Source organism: Amycolatopsis thermoflava N1165 (assembly GCF_000473265.1).
Taxonomy (GTDB): Bacteria; Actinomycetota; Actinomycetes; order Mycobacteriales; family Pseudonocardiaceae; genus Amycolatopsis_E; species Amycolatopsis_E thermoflava.
On record NZ_KI421511.1, the window covers coordinates 7,659,928 to 7,675,520 of the forward strand.

At 72.3% G+C, this 15,593-nt stretch carries 18 protein-coding genes; 8 read left to right on the plus strand and 10 right to left on the minus strand.

Going from position 1 to position 15,593, the window contains the following annotated elements; translation table 11 throughout:
- The first annotated feature begins 148 nt into the window (after nucleotides 1-148).
- From AMYTH_RS0138120 to AMYTH_RS0138130, 3 genes are read left to right on the plus strand one after another with little or no spacing between them, the layout of a single operon-like run.
- Nucleotides 149-1,387, plus strand: coding sequence for an acyl-CoA dehydrogenase family protein (locus AMYTH_RS0138120; RefSeq protein ID WP_037323004.1), 1,239 nt, complete (start codon nucleotides 149-151; stop codon nucleotides 1,385-1,387).
- Entirely contained in the window at nucleotides 1,384-2,316 is a 933-nt protein-coding gene (locus tag AMYTH_RS0138125) for an alpha/beta hydrolase (protein WP_027934628.1), read from the plus strand. The genes AMYTH_RS0138120 and AMYTH_RS0138125 overlap by 4 nt, the downstream gene beginning before the upstream one ends.
- Nucleotides 2,313-2,780: a flavin reductase family protein gene (locus AMYTH_RS0138130; RefSeq protein WP_027934629.1), complete on the plus strand. Its 468-nt coding sequence runs from the start codon at nucleotides 2,313-2,315 to the stop codon at nucleotides 2,778-2,780. The genes AMYTH_RS0138125 and AMYTH_RS0138130 overlap by 4 nt, the downstream gene beginning before the upstream one ends.
- A gap of 1 nt (nucleotide 2,781) precedes the next feature.
- Here the strand turns inward: AMYTH_RS0138130 and AMYTH_RS0138135 are convergent, their stop codons facing one another.
- The gene (locus tag AMYTH_RS0138135; protein ID WP_027934630.1) at nucleotides 2,782-3,399 is read right to left on the minus strand and encodes a TetR/AcrR family transcriptional regulator; all 618 of its coding nucleotides are present in this window, start codon (nucleotides 3,397-3,399) and stop codon (nucleotides 2,782-2,784) included.
- 701 nt (nucleotides 3,400-4,100) lie between these two features.
- Complete coding sequence (locus AMYTH_RS0138140; protein ID WP_037323006.1) at nucleotides 4,101-5,072, minus strand: GlxA family transcriptional regulator; 972 nt, start codon at nucleotides 5,070-5,072, stop codon at nucleotides 4,101-4,103.
- Nucleotides 5,073-5,202: 130 nt separating this feature from the next.
- Here AMYTH_RS0138140 and AMYTH_RS0138145 point away from each other — a divergent pair, with 130 nt between their 5' ends.
- Complete coding sequence (locus AMYTH_RS0138145; RefSeq protein WP_027934632.1) at nucleotides 5,203-5,661, plus strand: DUF2269 family protein; 459 nt, start codon at nucleotides 5,203-5,205, stop codon at nucleotides 5,659-5,661.
- On the opposite strand, the gene AMYTH_RS0138150 is transcribed toward AMYTH_RS0138145, so the two are convergent.
- The 3 genes from AMYTH_RS0138150 to AMYTH_RS0138160 form a co-directional block, all read right to left on the minus strand.
- Nucleotides 5,658-6,050 carry an STAS domain-containing protein gene (locus AMYTH_RS0138150; protein WP_228685133.1) on the minus strand — a complete coding sequence of 131 codons (393 nt, stop codon included), beginning with the start codon at nucleotides 6,048-6,050 and terminating at the stop codon, nucleotides 5,658-5,660. The two genes, AMYTH_RS0138145 and AMYTH_RS0138150, sit on opposite strands and share 4 nt — an antisense overlap.
- Nucleotides 6,051-6,123: 73 nt before the next feature.
- Nucleotides 6,124-6,540: a hypothetical protein gene (locus AMYTH_RS0138155; RefSeq protein ID WP_027934634.1), complete on the minus strand. Its 417-nt coding sequence runs from the start codon at nucleotides 6,538-6,540 to the stop codon at nucleotides 6,124-6,126.
- A 104-nt stretch (nucleotides 6,541-6,644) separates the two neighbouring features.
- Nucleotides 6,645-7,607 (minus strand): sigma-70 family RNA polymerase sigma factor, encoded by a 963-nt coding sequence (locus tag AMYTH_RS0138160; RefSeq protein WP_027934635.1) that lies wholly within the window; start codon nucleotides 7,605-7,607, stop codon nucleotides 6,645-6,647.
- 64 nt (nucleotides 7,608-7,671) lie between these two features.
- Here AMYTH_RS0138160 and AMYTH_RS0138165 point away from each other — a divergent pair, with 64 nt between their 5' ends.
- The gene (locus AMYTH_RS0138165; protein WP_027934636.1) at nucleotides 7,672-8,472 is read left to right on the plus strand and encodes an alpha/beta fold hydrolase; all 801 of its coding nucleotides are present in this window, start codon (nucleotides 7,672-7,674) and stop codon (nucleotides 8,470-8,472) included.
- A gap of 131 nt (nucleotides 8,473-8,603) precedes the next feature.
- A complete protein-coding gene (locus AMYTH_RS0138170) occupies nucleotides 8,604-9,938 on the plus strand; it encodes an MFS transporter (RefSeq protein WP_027934637.1) in 1,335 nt (444 codons plus the stop codon).
- Here AMYTH_RS0138170 and AMYTH_RS0138175 read toward each other — a convergent pair whose 3' ends face one another.
- The gene (locus AMYTH_RS0138175) at nucleotides 9,939-10,928 is read right to left on the minus strand and encodes a YihY/virulence factor BrkB family protein (RefSeq protein WP_027934638.1); all 990 of its coding nucleotides are present in this window, start codon (nucleotides 10,926-10,928) and stop codon (nucleotides 9,939-9,941) included. It abuts the gene before it with no gap.
- Between the two features lie 61 nt (nucleotides 10,929-10,989).
- Nucleotides 10,990-11,388, minus strand: coding sequence for a MarR family winged helix-turn-helix transcriptional regulator (locus tag AMYTH_RS0138180; RefSeq protein WP_027934639.1), 399 nt, complete (start codon nucleotides 11,386-11,388; stop codon nucleotides 10,990-10,992).
- 85 nt (nucleotides 11,389-11,473) lie between these two features.
- On the opposite strand from AMYTH_RS0138180, the gene AMYTH_RS0138185 reads away from it, so the two are divergent.
- A complete protein-coding gene (locus AMYTH_RS0138185) occupies nucleotides 11,474-12,898 on the plus strand; it encodes an MFS transporter (protein WP_027934640.1) in 1,425 nt (474 codons plus the stop codon).
- Between the two features lie 41 nt (nucleotides 12,899-12,939).
- On the opposite strand, the gene AMYTH_RS0138190 is transcribed toward AMYTH_RS0138185, so the two are convergent.
- A complete protein-coding gene (locus tag AMYTH_RS0138190) occupies nucleotides 12,940-13,440 on the minus strand; it encodes an endonuclease V (RefSeq protein ID WP_027934641.1) in 501 nt (166 codons plus the stop codon).
- A 17-nt stretch (nucleotides 13,441-13,457) separates the two neighbouring features.
- On the opposite strand from AMYTH_RS0138190, the gene AMYTH_RS0138195 reads away from it, so the two are divergent.
- Complete coding sequence (locus tag AMYTH_RS0138195; protein ID WP_027934642.1) at nucleotides 13,458-13,697, plus strand: hypothetical protein; 240 nt, start codon at nucleotides 13,458-13,460, stop codon at nucleotides 13,695-13,697.
- On the opposite strand, the gene AMYTH_RS0138200 is transcribed toward AMYTH_RS0138195, so the two are convergent.
- Both AMYTH_RS0138200 and AMYTH_RS0138205 read right to left on the minus strand, forming a co-directional pair.
- Nucleotides 13,694-14,542 carry an RNA polymerase sigma-70 factor gene (locus AMYTH_RS0138200; RefSeq protein ID WP_027934643.1) on the minus strand — a complete coding sequence of 283 codons (849 nt, stop codon included), beginning with the start codon at nucleotides 14,540-14,542 and terminating at the stop codon, nucleotides 13,694-13,696. The two genes, AMYTH_RS0138195 and AMYTH_RS0138200, sit on opposite strands and share 4 nt — an antisense overlap.
- Nucleotides 14,539-15,432, minus strand: a complete 894-nt coding sequence (locus tag AMYTH_RS0138205) for an NAD-dependent epimerase/dehydratase family protein (protein WP_027934644.1) — start codon at nucleotides 15,430-15,432, stop codon at nucleotides 14,539-14,541. The genes AMYTH_RS0138200 and AMYTH_RS0138205 overlap by 4 nt, the downstream gene beginning before the upstream one ends.
- Between the last annotated feature and the right edge of the window lie 161 nt (nucleotides 15,433-15,593).

Genomic DNA, 15,593 nt, shown 5'->3' on the forward strand with positions numbered 1-15,593 from the left:
GGTCGATACGGTATCGTCGCGTCCGAGCAGAGTACGCCGGGCGCTCCCGGCGTGTCCAGACTCTTGTTGGTCCGCTCCGGACGGGTTACCTTGGTCGAGACGATACCGTCTCGTCCATTTCTTGATTCCTTCCGGAAGGACGGCGTTCATGTCCGTTTCCACGCAATTCCGTGAAATCCCCGCCTGGCCCGCGGCGCCCGCGAGCTACGACGAGGTCGTCGACCGCGCCAGGGCGCTCCGGCCACGCATCGCCGAGCTGGGCGTCGAGGTCGACGCTCGCGGGGTCGATCCCACCGAGGCGATGCGCCTGCTCGGTGAGGCCGGTCTGCAGCGCGCGAACGTCCCCGTCGAGTTCGGCGGACTGTGGACGGGCGGCACCTTCGCCGGCTGGGACCGGGTGGTCGAGGCGGCGCTGGAGGTGACCGCGGGCGACGGGTCGACCGGCCAGTGCTGGTCGACCACCGCGCTGCAGGCCCGCGAGGTGATGTCCGCGCCGCTGCCCGTGTCGACCAAGCAGGCGCTCGCCGACGAGCTGATCTCCCAGGGGCGGCGCATCGTCGCCTCCAACGCCGAAACCGGCGGCACCGGACCGGTCACCGGCCGCCGGGTCGACGGCGGGGTGGTCGTCAACGGCGTGAAGACCTTCAACACCAACAGCGGCGGCGGTGGCCGCGACCTGGCGAACGTCAGCTTCCGCCTCACCGGGCCGGACGGCGCGACGTCCCGGCACCACGCACTGATCCGGCTCGACGCGCCCGGCGTCGAGGTGCACGGCGACTGGGACAACATGGGCCAGCGCGGCACGATCAGCCAGACCATCACCTACGCCGAGGTGTTCGTGCCCGACGGCTGGCACTACGCGGCGCCCGAGTCGGAGGTCGTGTTCGTCGACCTCGTGCTGCCCGGCCACGCGTTGCTGCTGCAGGGGATCGGCGAAGGCGCGTACGCGGCGATGCTGGAGTACCTGCGTGGGCTGAACCGCGCGAGCATGCCGATGTTCGCCTCCGCCATGGAGGATCCGCTGATGCACCGGCAGATCGGCGAGATGGCCGCGGAACTCGCCGCGGGCCGCGCCTACCTGCTGGACACCTGCCGGAAGCTGGCGAACTCCGACGACACGACCGACCTGCGCGCGCTGATGACCGAGTTCTTCAAGGTCAAGGTCGTGTGCACCACGGCGGCGCTGGACGTCACCGCGCGCGTGCACGACCTCACCGGCGCGCGCAGCACCGCGAACAAGTACCGGCTGGACCGGTTCTGGCGCAACGCCCGCACGTTCGCCAGCCACGACAGCATCGACGCCAAGAACGCGTTCGTCGGCGCCGCCGAGCTGAGCGGCGAAATCCCCGACGCCGGCCGTTACCTGCCGGGGGTGCGCAAGGCATGACGCTGCCGCACCCGTCCGACGTCGCCTTCGTGCGGCCTGCCTCGCACCACATGGCGGACCCTCGCTTGTGGACGGTCCGCCCGGTGCGGATCCTCGACGACGCCGAGTCGTACCTCAACGTCAAGTACGCGATCCCGGTCGGCTGGCGGCCGCTGACGCTGGACCTGCACGTCCCGCTCGGCGCGACCGGCCCGGTGCCGGTGGTGGTGTACGCGCACGGCGGGAGTTTCCTCGGCGGGGTCAAGGAAATGGGGCCGTGGGCGAGTCTGCCGCGGCACGGGATCGCGGTGGCGTCGGTGGACTACCGGCTCGCCGGCGAGGCGCGGTACCCGGAGCCGGTCGAGGACGTGCTCGCCGCGATCCGGTGGGTCCGCGTCCACGCCCACCGGTACGGGCTGGACCCGGCGCGCGTCGCCGGGTGGGGCAGTTCCGCCGGCGGGTACCTGATGGCGCTGGCCGCGCTCACCGACCGCATCGGACGGCCGGTAGGCGATCACCCCGCGGTGTCCGCGCGGCTGTCCGCGGTGGTGCTGCACTACCCGGTCACGGACTTCTCGACGATCGTCGAGGACGCGTTCGAGCCGACGGAGGCCGGTCTGCGCAACGCGGTCGACGTCGGCTCGCAGTTCTTCGGGTTCCCGCTGGCGGCGCGGCCCGGGGTGGTGGCCGGGGCGGCGGTGTCCCGCGCGGTGGCGGCGGCGTCGCGGGTGCCGCCGTTCCGGATCAGCCACGGCGACGCCGACCGCCGGTCCGGGCTCGGGCAGAGCAGGCGGCTGCACGAGGCGGTGCTCGCCGCGGGCGGACAGTCCACTTTGGAGGTCGTGTCGGGCGCGGACCACGCCACCGCGGTGTTCAGCAGCCCGGAGGTCGTAGGCCCGGCGGTCGAGTTCCTCCGCGGCGCGTTCGAGCTGGAAGGAGTGACGACATGATCGACGGGACCACATTGCGGGCGGCGTTCGGCCAGTTCCCGAGCGGGGTGGCGGCGGTGTGCGCGCTGGTCGGCGGTGAACCGGTGGGCATGGCCGCGAGCACGTTCACCGCCGTTTCCCTGGACCCGCCGCTGGTTTCGGTGTGCGTGCGGAAGGCGTCGCGGACCTGGCGGACGTTGCGGGCGGCGCCGGAGCTCGGGGTCAGCGTGCTGTCGGCCGGGCAGGGCGGGATCTGCCGCAGCCTGGCCATGCCGGACGGGGACCGGTTCGCCGGGGTGCCGTGGGTGGCGCGGGGCAGCGCCGTGCTGGTCGAGGACAGCGCGTTGCAGCTCGAATGCCGGCTCACCGGTGAGGTCGACGCCGGTGACCACGTCATCGCGCTGCTCGGCATCACGGCGTTGCGGGATTTCCCGGGGGCGGAGCCGGTGGTGTTCCACCGCAGCACGTTCCGGGTGCTGCGGTGAACTACCTGCGCCGCTTCTTCGCCGGGCGGGCGCCGAGGAACGCCAGCGTCGAATCGGTCAGCGTCGCCAGGAACTCGGGCGTGATCTCGGTGCGGCGCACGGTGTAGCGCCAGTAAATCGGGGCGGCGAAGATGTCGAGCGCCAGTTCCCGGTCGACGTCCGGTGGCAGCTCGCCCCGGGCGATCGCGCGGTCCAGCACCGGTTCCGCCTTGGCGCGGCGCGGCTCCTCCAGGTGCTCGGTCAGGGCCTTGGCCAGTGCCGGGTTGCGCTTCGCCTCGGCGGTCAGGTCGGGCAGGATCCGGCCGAGACGCTCGTCGCTGAGCCACTGCACGACCATCTCGAAGGCGCGCTCGATGTCGCCGCGCAGGGAGCCGCTGTCGGGGATGTCGACCAGCGGGACGCTCAGCTGGGAGACCGCGTCGGCCACCATGTCCTGCTTCGAGGACCACCGGCGGTAGAGCGAGCTCTTCCCGACCTCCGCCCGCCTGGCCACGCCGTCCATCGAGGTGCGGGCGTAGCCCTTCTCGGCGAGTTCGTCGATCACGACCTCGACGATGGCGTCCGTGAGCTCGACACGCAGCACGGCGGCGCCACTCGGCGCGCGACGGGTCCGGGTCATGTCCCGGACAGTACCAGGAGTGGACGGGACCGACTCGTCTCGATGGAGCCTGAAGGGTACACGGCTCAGCGGGCGTGCGGTGGAACCGAAGCCGTGGCGCTGGCGCCGGCGATGCGGGAACCGGCCGTGGGGGCGGTGGGGGCTGGCGTCGGTGGGGTGGCCGCTGTTGCGAGGGGGGTGCCCGTGCTGAGCTGGTGCGCCAAGGGCCGGGCTCCTCCGGCCGCTGTGTGGGTGCGGCTGCCTGCGTCGATTCCCGTCGCTGGAACGCGGCGCAGTGGCGCTGGTGCCGAGGGTGCGCGGGAGCCGGTCGCCGGGTGCGCTCGAGGGCTGGGGCCGTCCGGGCGTGGCTGCTGTTGCGAGGGTTCGCGCGTGCTAGGCGGGTCCGCCCGAGCGGGGGCTCCGGTGGCCGCAGCTTGCCTTCCCCGGCCGAGCCGGTTCCCGCCGCTGCGACGCGGTGCGGCGGGTGCCGGCGATGCGCCGGAACCAGCCACCGGGTGCGGAGGAGGCTGGCGTCGGTGGGGTGGCCGCTGTTGCGAGGGGGGTGCTCGTGCTGAGCTGGTGCGCCAAGGGCCGGGCTCCGGTGGCCGCTACGTCGGTGTGCCTGGCTGCCGGTTCGCGCCGCTGCGGCGCAGTGGCGCTGGCGCCGGCGATGCGCGGGAACCAGGCGCCGGGTGCGGTTGCGGGCTGGGCCCCGGTGGCCGCTACGTGAGCGTGCCCGGCTGCGCCGGCTCCCGCCGCTGGAAGGCGGCCCGGTAGGCGTTCGGGCTTGTGCCGACCACCCGCCGGAACCGCTCGCGGAACGCGGTCGGCGAACCGAAACCCACCTGCCCCGCGATGCGGTCCACCGGGTGCCGCGTCGTTTCCAGCAGGTACTGCGCCTGCCGGATCCGTTCGCGGTGCAGCCACTGCAGCGGCGTCGTCCCGGTTTGCTCGCGGAAGCGCCGGTTCAGCGACCGCGTGCTCATGCCCGCCCGCGCCGCGATGTCGCTCAGCGTCAGGTCCCGGTCGAGGTGGTCGGTCATCCACCGCAGCACCGGCTCCAGCACCGAACCCCGCGGCGCGGGCGGCTGGTCGTGCACGATGAACTGCGCCTGGCCACCCTCCCGCTCCAGCGGCATCACCGACAGGCGCGCCGCGTCGGCCGCCACCGCCGAACCGTGGTCGCGCCGGATGAGGTGCAGGCACAGGTCCAGCCCGGCCGCGGCGCCCGCCGAGGTGAGGAACTGGCCGTTGTCCACGTACAGCACGTCCGGGTCGACCTCGATTTCCGGGTGCCGCCGCGCGAGCAGGTCCGCCGCCACCCAGTGCGTCGTCGCGCGCAGGCCGTCCAGCAGCCCGGTCGCGGCGAGGACGAACGCGCCCGCGCAGACCGACGCGATCCGGGTGCCGTCGGCGGCCGCCTTGCGCAGGGCGTCCAGCACGTCCTCCGGCACCGGCACCGTCGGATCGGCGCAGCCGGGCAAAATGATCGTGTCGGCGTCGGCGAGCGCCTCCAGGCCCCAGTCGGCCCGGACCGTGAACGTGCCCGCGTCGACCTCCGGGGTCGGGGCGCAGACTCGCACGCGGTAGGCCGGGCGCCCGCCCGGCAGGCGGGTCCTGGTGAAGATCTCGATCGGGGTGGCCAGGTCGAACGGGACCACCTGGTCCAGCGCCAGCACGGCGACCGTGTGCATGGCGACACCGTAGGTCCTCGCCACGCCGTTTCGCCAGGACCGCCCTGGTCAACGGGTTGGCGAGAATCCGGTGGAAGTTGGCCATCCAGCCAGTTCCGATGATCACCGGCGGCCGTTACCGTCCCGGTGCGTGACGAAGGTACTGCTCTCCCTCCACGTGCTCGCGGCGCTGGTCGCGATCGGCCCGGTCACCGTCGCGGCCAGCATGTTCCCCGCCGCGACCCGCCGCGCGACCGGCGGCACCGACCACGACCTCGCGGTGCTGCGCACGCTGCACCGCATCTGCCGGGTCTACGCCGCGGTCGGCATCGCGATCCCGGTGTTCGGGTTCGCGACCGCGGGCAGCCTCGGCGTGACGGGTGACGCGTGGGTGATCGTGTCCATCGTGCTCACCGCGATCGCGGCGGCCGTGCTCGTGCTGGTGGTGCTGCCGCGCCAGCAGGACATCCTGGACGGGATCGCGGAGCAGGCGGAACCGGAACCACGCGCGCCGGCGCGGTTGGCGATGTACACCGGGATCTTCAACGTGCTCTGGGCCGTCGTCACGGTGCTGATGATCGTCCGCCCCGGCTCCACGACCAGCGCCTAGGCCTTGCCGGAGAGGTACTCCCGGGCCGCCTCGCGGGCCTCCTCCAGTGACGCGGTGATCGTGAGGATGCCGTCGAGCCCGGTCATCTCCAGCGGCCGCGTGACGACCGGCGTCGGGCAGATCAGCGCGAGCGCCTGCTCGGCGGAATGGCACTCGGCGGCCGTCTCGACCAGGACGGCCAGGCCGAGGGAGTCCAGGTGCTCCACCTCGGACAGGTCGAGGATCACGGTGGTGAGCGCGACCGGGGCGACGCTGTCCCGGGCGTCCTTCACGGCCTCGCGGACGCGGGGCGCCGTGGTGAGGTCGACCTCGCCGACGATGGTGACGACGACTTCGCTGCCCTCGCGCGTCCAGCGGGTGGCGAAGGCCTGCGGCACGGATCCCTCCACGGTCGGTAGTTCAGCCCGGACACTCTAACCGCCGTCGCCGGTGGCCCGGATCCCGGACCACCGGCGACCACCGTCACGCCGGTTCCGTGACGTGCACCGCGTCCAGCGCCGGACCGTCCGGCGTGGCCGGGGCGGCGACCGGAACGTCCGCCCACAGCACCGTTTCGCCACGGCGCGGCGTCATGCCCCACCTGGCGGCGATCCCGTCGAGGACCCGCGCCGACGTGCCGAGTTCCCCGCGGGCGGGTGGCTCGGCGGCGACCGTGACGTCGACGCGGATGGTGTCCGCGCCCGCCCGGCCCAGCCGCAACGTGAACGGCTGGCGCGTGGACAGCCAGGCGATGCCGGCGATTTCATCGGTCACCAGCAGCGCGTCGACCACGTGCTCTTCGCCGACGCCCGCGAGCATGACCCGCACCCGCCGCCGGAGGGCCGCCAGTTCGGACGGCCCGTCCACGACGCTGGTGAACCGATCCGGCCGATGCACCATGTCATCCACGATGCACCACCTCCTCCGCTGACTCGTCAACCGGAGGATCCTCGGTTTACCCAGGGGTTACCGGCGGTAAACCGGTCCACAGAGGACTGTGCCGGTCAGCCCAGCGCGTCCGGCAGCCCGAACACCGCGAAGTGCTCCCGCCCCACGAACGACGTGATCTCCGCGATCCGCCCGTCCCGCGGCCGGAGCACGTTGATCGACCAGCTCTCGAACGCCCCGCCCGGTGACGAGCGCAGGTACGAGGCCACCGCGGGCAACCCGTTGGCCGAAACGATCCGGTGCCGCCACGAGCCGCAGGACGCCAGCGGGTACCGGCGCGCGAAGGACATCGCCGCGTCGAGCCCGCGGTACCAGTGCGGCATCGGCGGCATCGACCACGTCACGTCCTCCGTCAGCAACGCCACCAGCGCGTCCGCGTCGCCCCGCTCCAGTGCCCGGGCGTAGTCCGACGCCAGCGTCCGCACCCGCGCGTCGGGCGGCGCGGGCTCCCGCGCCGGCACCACGCGCCGCGCCCGTTGCAGCGCCGAGTTCACCGACGCCGCCGAGGTGCCCATCATCGACGCGATCTCGGCCGCCGAGAACCCCAGGACCTCGAACAACACCAGCGCCGCCCGCTGGTTCCCCGGCAGGTGCTGCAACGCCGCCACGAACGCCAGCTCGACCGCCTCCCGCTGCTCGGCCCGCGCGTCCGGCCCCGTCGGGTACGGCCCGAGCCACGCGACGTCCGTCCGCGGTGCGTCCCCGGCGACCACGTGCTCGCTGGACGGTCCGAGATCCATCGGCAGCGCGCGCCTGCCGCGCCGCTCCACCGCGTCGAGGCAGGTCCGCGTCGTCACCGTGTACAGCCACGACCGCAGCGACGCGCGCCCCTCGAAGCGCGCCAGCCCCCGCCACGCCCGGAGCAGCGCCTCCTGCAACGCGTCGTCGGCGTCGTGCGCCGACCCGAGCATGCGGTAGCAGTGCGCGTGCAGCTCCCGCCGCAGCGGCTCGACCAGCCGCGTGAACGCCGAGTCGTCCCCGGCGCGCGCCCGCTCCAGGTCAACGGCCAGTTCCGTCACGAGCGATGATTCTGCCCCACGCCGGCGGTCACACCTGCAAAACCCACATCCCGAGGAGGACCCGATGTCCCAGATCGCCGGCACACTCCGCGTCCCCGGCGCCGAGCTCTACCACGAGATCCGCGGCCACGGCCCGCTCGTCGTGCTCGTCGGCGCCCCGATGGACGCGCGCTCGTTCACCCCGCTCGCCGAGCTGCTCGCCACCGACCACACCGTCCTCACCACCGACCCGCGCGGCATCAACCGCAGCCCGGTCGACGACCCGGACCAGGACTCCACGCCGGAGATGCGCGCCGACGACCTCGCCCGGCTCATCGAACACGCCGACGCGGGCCCGGCCGTGGTGCTGGGGTCCAGCGGCGGCGCGGTCAGTGTCCTCGCGCTCGCCCAGGCGCGCCCCGACCTGGTCACCACCGTCATCGCGCACGAACCGCCGCTGAGCGACCTGCTCCCGGACGCCGACCGGATCCGCGCGCAGGGCGAGGAGGTCATCGCGACCCACTTCGGCGGCGACCCGGTCGGCGCCATGCGGAAGTTCCTGGTGATGGCGGGCATCCACCTCCCGGAGCCGGTCTTCCAGCAGTTCTTCGCGCAGGAGCCCAGCCCGCAGGACCGGGCCGACGCGGACTTCCAGTACGCGCACATGTACCGCCCGACCACCCGCTGGACCCCGGACTTCGACGTCCTGCGCACCCGTCCCGTGGTGGTCGGCATCGGCGCGGAGTCCGCCGGCCAGCTGTGCGAACGCACGTCGGAGGCGCTGGCGAAGGAGCTGGGGATCGAACCGGTCCGGTTCCCCGGCGACCACACGGGCTTCGCCGGCGACCCGGTCGCCTTCGCCGCCCGGCTGCGTGACTTCCTGTGACCGGTCCGTCGAAGGTCTCAGGACGGTAAAGGTCTGCACCCGCCACTGGTCTTCCGGCACTGTGGGATCTAGGTTGCCAGGGAACTAATCAAACCTTTGATCTTCTTTCCAATGGCGGGAAGGGATGGCCCATGACGCACACGCCCGAGGCCTCGGCCCGGACGAGCTCGGCGCACGACGGCCGGCAGCTGCGCCGCGTCGTCGGCGCGAGCCTCGTCGGCACGACCATCGAGTGGTACGACTTCTTCATCTACGCCTCGGCCGCGAGCCTGGTGTTCGGCAAGCAGTTCTTCCCCTCGCTGGACGGAACCGCGGCGCTGCTGGCCTCGTTCGCGACGCTCGGGGTGAGCTTCGTGGCGCGGCCGATCGGCGGGATCGTCGCCGGGCACCTCGGTGACCGGGTCGGCCGCAAGGCGGTTCTCGTCGCGACCCTGCTGCTGATGGGGATTTCCACGATCGGTGTCGGGCTGCTGCCCTCCTACGACTCGATCGGTGTCGCGGCGCCGGTCCTGCTCGTCGTGCTGCGCCTGCTGCAGGGCCTGTCCGCGGGCGGCGAGTGGGGCGGCGCGGCGCTGATGTCGGTGGAGCACGCGCCGCCCGGCCGCCGCGGCTACTTCGGCTCGTTCCCGCAGATCGGCGTGCCGATCGGGCTGCTGCTGGCGAACCTGGTGTTCTTCAGCGTGTCCGCGGCGACCACCGACGACCAGTTCGCGCGCTGGGGCTGGCGGATCCCGTTCCTGCTCAGCGTGGTGCTGATCGCGGTCGGCTTCTTCGTGCGGGCCAGGGTGTCGGAGAGCCCGGTGTTCAGCGAGCTGCGCGCCCGCCGCGCCCGCCGGTCCGCGCCGCTGGCCGAGCTGCTGCGCACCAACCGGCGTGAGCTGCTGGTCGCGATCGGGCTGTTCATCGCCAACAACATGGTCGGCTACATCCTGATCGCGTTCATCAACTCCTACGGCACCCGCACGCTGAAGCTGTCCAGCACGACGATGTTGTTCGTGGGCATGGTCGGCGCGGTGTCCTGGGGTGTGTTCACGCTGTTGGCCGGGCACTGGTCGGACGGCTGGGGCAGGCGGAAGACCTACCTCGTCGGCACGCTGGCGATGGGCGCCTGGACGTTCCCGTTCTTCCTGCTGTTCGACACCCGCTCGGTGCCGCTCATGCTGGGCGCGGTGATCGTGCTGGGCTTCGGGCTCGGCCTGACCTACGGCCCGCAGGCGGCCGCCTACAGCGAGCTGTTCCCGGCCGGCATCCGGTACAGCGGGGTGTCCTTCGCCTACGCCTTCGGCGCCATCCTCGGCGGCGGGTTCGCGCCGCTGGTGTCGACCTGGCTCGTCGGCGAGACCGGCACGTCGCTGTCGGTGTCGGGGTACATGCTGGTGGCCTGCCTGGTGACGCTGGCCGCGGTCCTCGCCCTGCGGGAGCGGCCGGCCGCCGAGCGGGAGGCGTTCGTCACCGGCGCCGAGTAGTCAGCGGCGCTGCTCGGGCGGGAACTCGGTGTCCACCCGTTCCTGCTCGTGGTAGGAGCGTTCCTCCGCGTAGGACTCGTAGGCGCGGTGGTCGGCGTCCGTCTCCGGGGCGCCGACCAGCGCGCGCGGGTGCAGCCGGTCCTTGAGCACGACGTTGAGCTGCGCGCCGAGCAACGTGATGATGCTCTGCAGGTAGAACCACCAGAGCAGCGTGATGACCGTGGCGAACGTGCCGTAGGTGCTCTGCGCGTTCTGCAGGTAGCGGCTGATGATCAGCGACGAAAGCGTTTGCAGCACCCAGAAAAGTACGCCGGACAGCACGGCGCCGGGCAGCACGTCGCGGGTGGTGATCTCGCGGTCGGTCAGGATCCGGAACGCGGCGACGAACAACCCGACGTCCAGGACGATCGCGATCACGTAACCCAGGATCCGGCCCAGCCAGCCCAGGTCCAGCAGGTCGCTGCCGCTGGAGACGAACCCGCTGATGAGCGTGCTGACGACCAGGCCGAGCCCGATCGTCGCCAGCACCAGCACGCTGCGGCCGATCTGCACGGGCAGGCTGGGCCGTGCGTGGAAGGGCAGCTCCCACACGGAGTTGAACGCGGTTTGCGTCGCGCGCACGACGGCGATCCCGCTCCACAGGGCGGTCACCAGCCCGAGGATCAGGGCCCATGCCGAGCCGCCGAAACCCTGCATCGTGGCCGGGTCGAGGAGCGGGAACATCGAACCGACGTTGCCCAGCACGTCGTTCTTCAGGTCGTCCGGCACGAAGAACCCGAGCAGGGTGATCAGGACGAGGAACAGCGGGAAGATCGAGAAGAAGGCCCAGAACGCGATCATGCTCGCCAGCTGCGTGGACTGGTCCTCGAGGAACTTCTTCACCACGGCGACCGGCACGGACAACGCGGTGTGCTCCTGCTGCACCGCGTCGACGCGGTCGAGGCCGGCCTTCGCCCTGCTGACAACGCTTTCCCTGTTTGGCTCGCTCACGGTTGCACTCCCACCGTCGGCGTCTGCGCGATGGCGGTGAGCTACCCCGTGGAGCGGCGGGTCAACCGGCCTTCGTGAGACGCGCCTCGCCGAGCGTGGCGCGCAGGACGGCGCGGTGGGTCGGCTTCGCCTCCTCGTAACGGCGCCGTCCGGCGTCGGTGAGCGAGACGAAGACGCCGCGCCGGTCCTGCTCGCACATCGCGCGCTCGACCAGGCCCTCCTTCTCCAGGCGGGCGACCAGGCGCGAGGTGGCGCTCTGGCTCAGGTGCACCGCCTCCAGGAGGTCGGCGGAGCGGCACTTGAAGTCGCAGGTCGCGAGCCGTTCGAGAGCCTCGAACTCGCTGACCCCGATGCCGTGCGCGTCCTGCAGGCGGCATTCCAGCTCGCCGAAGACGGTCGCGTGCAAAGCCAGCAACTCGTGCCACTGCTGCACCAGCCGGCCTTCGGCGACGTCACCCATGGCGACACCATAGCATGCACGGGAATTTGATGCGAAGGCATTAAATCCGCTTGCATTAGATGCGCACGCATGTAACCTGGCTGCCATGACTTCTCCTGCGCACCTGTCCACCACATCGACGCGGTGGGACGCACGGCTGTGGGCCGTGCTGCTCACCGTGTCCACGGTCGTGGGCTTGGACGCCCTCGACGTTTCGATGGTCGGCGTCGCGCTGCCGTCCATCCAGGCCGACCTCGGCCTGTCCACCAGCGCGTTGCAGTGGGTCGTGAGCGGGTACGTGCTCGGTTACGGCGGGCTGCTCCTGCTCGGCGGCCGCACGGCGGACCTGCTCGGGCGGCGGCGGGTGTTCCTCGTCGCGGTGGCCGTGTTCGCGGTCGCGTCGCTGCTCGGCGGTCTCGTCGACAACGGCGCGCTGCTCATCGCGAGCCGGTTCGTCAAGGGCCTGGCCGCGGCCTTCACCGCGCCGGCCGCGCTGTCGATCATCACCACGACGTTCCAGGAGGGCCCGGCCCGCAACCGCGCCATCAGCATCTTCGCGGTGTTCGGCGCCAGCGGGTACTCGGCGGGCCTGGTGTTCTCCGGGCTGCTGACGGAGGTCGGCTGGCGGTGGACGTTCCTGCTGCCGGTGCCGATCGCGTTGATCGCGCTGGTGTCGGCGATCAAGGTCGTGCCGGCCTACGAGCGGGACCACTCGGCGGGCGGCTACGACCTGCCCGGCGCGATCACCGGTGCGGCCGGGTCGCTGCTGCTGGTGTTCGGTGTCGTCGAGGCGCCGGAAACCGGTTGGGCCTCGCCGCAGACGTTGATCACCTTCGTCGTCGCGGCGGCGCTGCTGACCGCGTTCGTGCTGATCGAGAAGCGCAGCAGCCACCCGTTGCTGCGGCTGGGCATCCTGCGCTCCGGGCCGCTGGCGCGGGCGAACCTGGGGGCGGCGTTGTTCTTCGGGGCCTACATCGGGTTCCAGTTCGTGGTGATGCTGTACCTGCAGGACGTGCTGGGGTGGTCGGCGCTGGAGACCGCGCTCGGGTTCCTGCCCGCCGCGCTGATCGTCGCGTTCGGTTCGCCGCGGATCGAGCCGCTGATCGACCGGGTCGGCACGTCGCGCACCATCCTCGGTGGCGTGTTGGCGCACGTGCTCGCGTACGTGCTGTTCCTGCGCGTCGACGAGCACTCGGGGTACGCCGGTTCGGTGCTGCCGAGCATGATCCTGCTCGGCATCGGCTTCACCCTGGCCTTCTCGTCCCTGAACATCCAGGCGACGACCGGCATCAGCGACAACGAGCAGGGACTCGCCGGTGGCCTGCTGAACACGTCGCTGCAGGTCGGTGGCGCGATCGGCCTGGCGATCGTGACGGCGGTGCTGACGGGCAGCGGTGAAGGCAACCTGCTGACCGGCCTGACCCCGGCGCTGGCGGTGATCACCGGAATCGCGGCGCTCGGACTGCTGATCGCGGTGTCCGGCGTGGTGCGCCTGCGCCGGGCGCCGGAACCGGAACTCGCCCGGGTCTGAGCCACGGGGGTGCGGGGGCCCGTCCTCGGGGGGACGGGCCCCTACTCGCGTGACAGCCGGTCGACGCGGCGCAGCGCGTCCGGCAGGCGGTGGGGACCGGCCATCGTCCGGACTATCCGCGCGGCCTCGTCCGGGGCGAGGCCGATCGCGGTGACCTGGAGGGGCCGGACCGCCTTGCCGCGCAGCACTGGGATCGCGTGCGTGGCGCTGCGGAAGGCCGTCTTGGCGACCCCGATCACCGGAACGCCGAACTCTTCGTGCGCGTGGGCGCCGAGCCCGGGGCGGCCGTCCGGGTCGAGGTGCACGTACCCGTCGACGACGAGCAGGTCCACCGGCCCCGCACGGCGCAGGACCGCGCGCATCGCGGGCAGTTCCCGCAGGTAGAAGGCGCCCGGCCGGTACGGCTCGACGTCGTCCACCCGCACCACGTGCTCCTCGGTGACTTCGGCGAAGGCTGGCCCGGCTGCGATCACCAGTGCCGCGGTGGCGCCGCCGGCTTCCGGGTAGTGCACGTCGACCGCCGCGCATCGGGTGTACCCCATGCCTCCATACTGGCCTGGTGCTCCCCGTCGAACCGATCCGCCTCCTGCTCAACGAGTGGGATCCCATCGGCGTCGCGGAGTCCGTGGACGACGAGTACGACTGCCTGGTCTGGCCGTTGCTCTCCCGGCTGCGCGCGGGCGCCGACGTGGACGGGATCCGCGAGTACCTCCGCCACGAGATGTCCGACCACTTCGGACTGGACTCCGACGTGGACGGCATCGCCGAGCGGCTCGTCTCCTGGTGGCGCAGCCGCTAGGCGGGCCGCACCCTGGTGAGCTTGTCCGGGTTCAGCACGGCGAACACGGCGTGGATCCGGCCGTCCCGCACGTCCAGCGTCACCAGTTGCTCCTGCCCGCCCAGCCGCGTCCACACCGCGGGCTGCCCGTTGCTTTCCGCGATCCGCACCTCGTCCAGCGGGTAGCGCGCCAGCAGGCCCGTCACGAACGCCACCACGTTGTCCCGCCCGGTGACCGGGCGCAGCGCCGCCCGCACCTTGCCGCCGCCGTCGTTGTAGGCCACCACGTCCTCGCTGAGCAGTTCGGTCAGCGTGGTCAGGTCCCCGTCGCGCGCCGCGTCCAGGAAACGGGTCAGCAGCTCGCCGTGCTCGGCCGCGGACGGGTGGAACCGGTCCCGCCCGCCCGACAACCGCCGCACGGCGCGGTGGTGCGTCTGACGACAGGCCGCGGGAGTGGCGCCGACGATCCCGGCGATCTCCTCGTACGGCACCTCGAACGCCTCCCGCAGCACGAAAACCGCCCGCTCCGGCGGCGACAACCGCTCCATCAGGTGCAACGTCGCGTAGGAGAGAGTGTCCCGCAGCTCCGCCGTCTCCATCGGGCCGAACTCCCCGGCGTGCACCGGTTCCGGCAGCCACGGCCCGGGGTACGCCTCGCGCTTCACCCGCGCCGACCGCAACTGGTCCAGCGCCAGCCGGGTCACCACGGTGACCAGGAACGCGCGCGGCTCCCGGATCTCCGAGCGGTCCGCGCGCACCCACCGCAGATAGGCCTCCTGCACCACGTCCTCGGCGTCCCACATACTGCCCAGCAGCCGGTAGCCCAGCCCCAGCAGCACCGCCCGGTGTTCCTCGAACCCGCTCACCGGCCCGCGCCCGTCAGGTCCGCGGCGAACCCGTCCGACCACGACGGGTACCGCGGCCGCCAGTCCAGGCGCATCCGGGCGCGCGCGTTGTCGGCCCCGCGCAGCTGGTTCATGAACGCCACACCCCAGCCTCCCACGGCCAGCCGGGCCAGCGCCGCCGGCGCGCGCTTCGGGGCCGGCGCGCCCAGCAGTCGGGCGTAGGCGGGCAGCCACTCACGCAGCTCGGCGGGGCAGTCGTCGACGACGTTGAGCACGCCGGTCACCTCCGGCCGGTCGAGCGCCGCGACGACGGCGCTGGCGGCGTCGTCGGCGTGGGTGAAGGAGAAGGTGGCGTGACCGCCGCCGACGAGCGGCACCTTCCCGGCACGCACCTGCCGCGCGAAGGACCCGTCGGCCGCGTAGATCGTGCCGGGGCCGTAGAGGTGGCCGATCCGCAGCACCAGCCCGCCCGCGCCGGTGGTCAGGTCCTCCAGTTCGCGCAGGGCGTTCAGCACAGGTGCGAACTGCTTCGGCGTGCCGACAGTCCACAAGGGAGCGTCTTCGCCCGCCGGCCCGGGCGCCGGCTGGTAGCCGTAGGCGAGGCCCTGGCTGATGATCCGCGCGCCGCCTGCCGCGTCGAGCAGGTTGCGGGTGCCCTCGGTGCGCAGCCGGTTGGTGAGCGCGAACTGGCTCGCGAGCTTGCGCGGATCCAGTTCGCGGGGGATGGCGGTGAGCATGTTGACCACGACGTCCGGGGCGGCGTCCCGCACGGCCCGCCGGACGGCGGCCGGGTCGAGCGCGTCGACCCCGTCGGAGCGGGACAGCGTCGCCACGTCGTGCCCGACCGCGCGGAGCAACGGAACCAGCCGCCGCCCGATGACGCCACTGCCGCCCGCCACGAGTACTCGCATGATGTCCTCCTCGATCAGGTCGTGGGAGCAGGACGGGCGAGCCGCCCGCCGCGTGACCGGTCGGGGAAGTGACGCCGCTCACTCTGAAGCCAGGTCCGTCGCCCCTGAAACCGCGTTGAAGCCCTTCTGAAGCCGCCTCCTCCGAAGCTCGTCACCAGCAA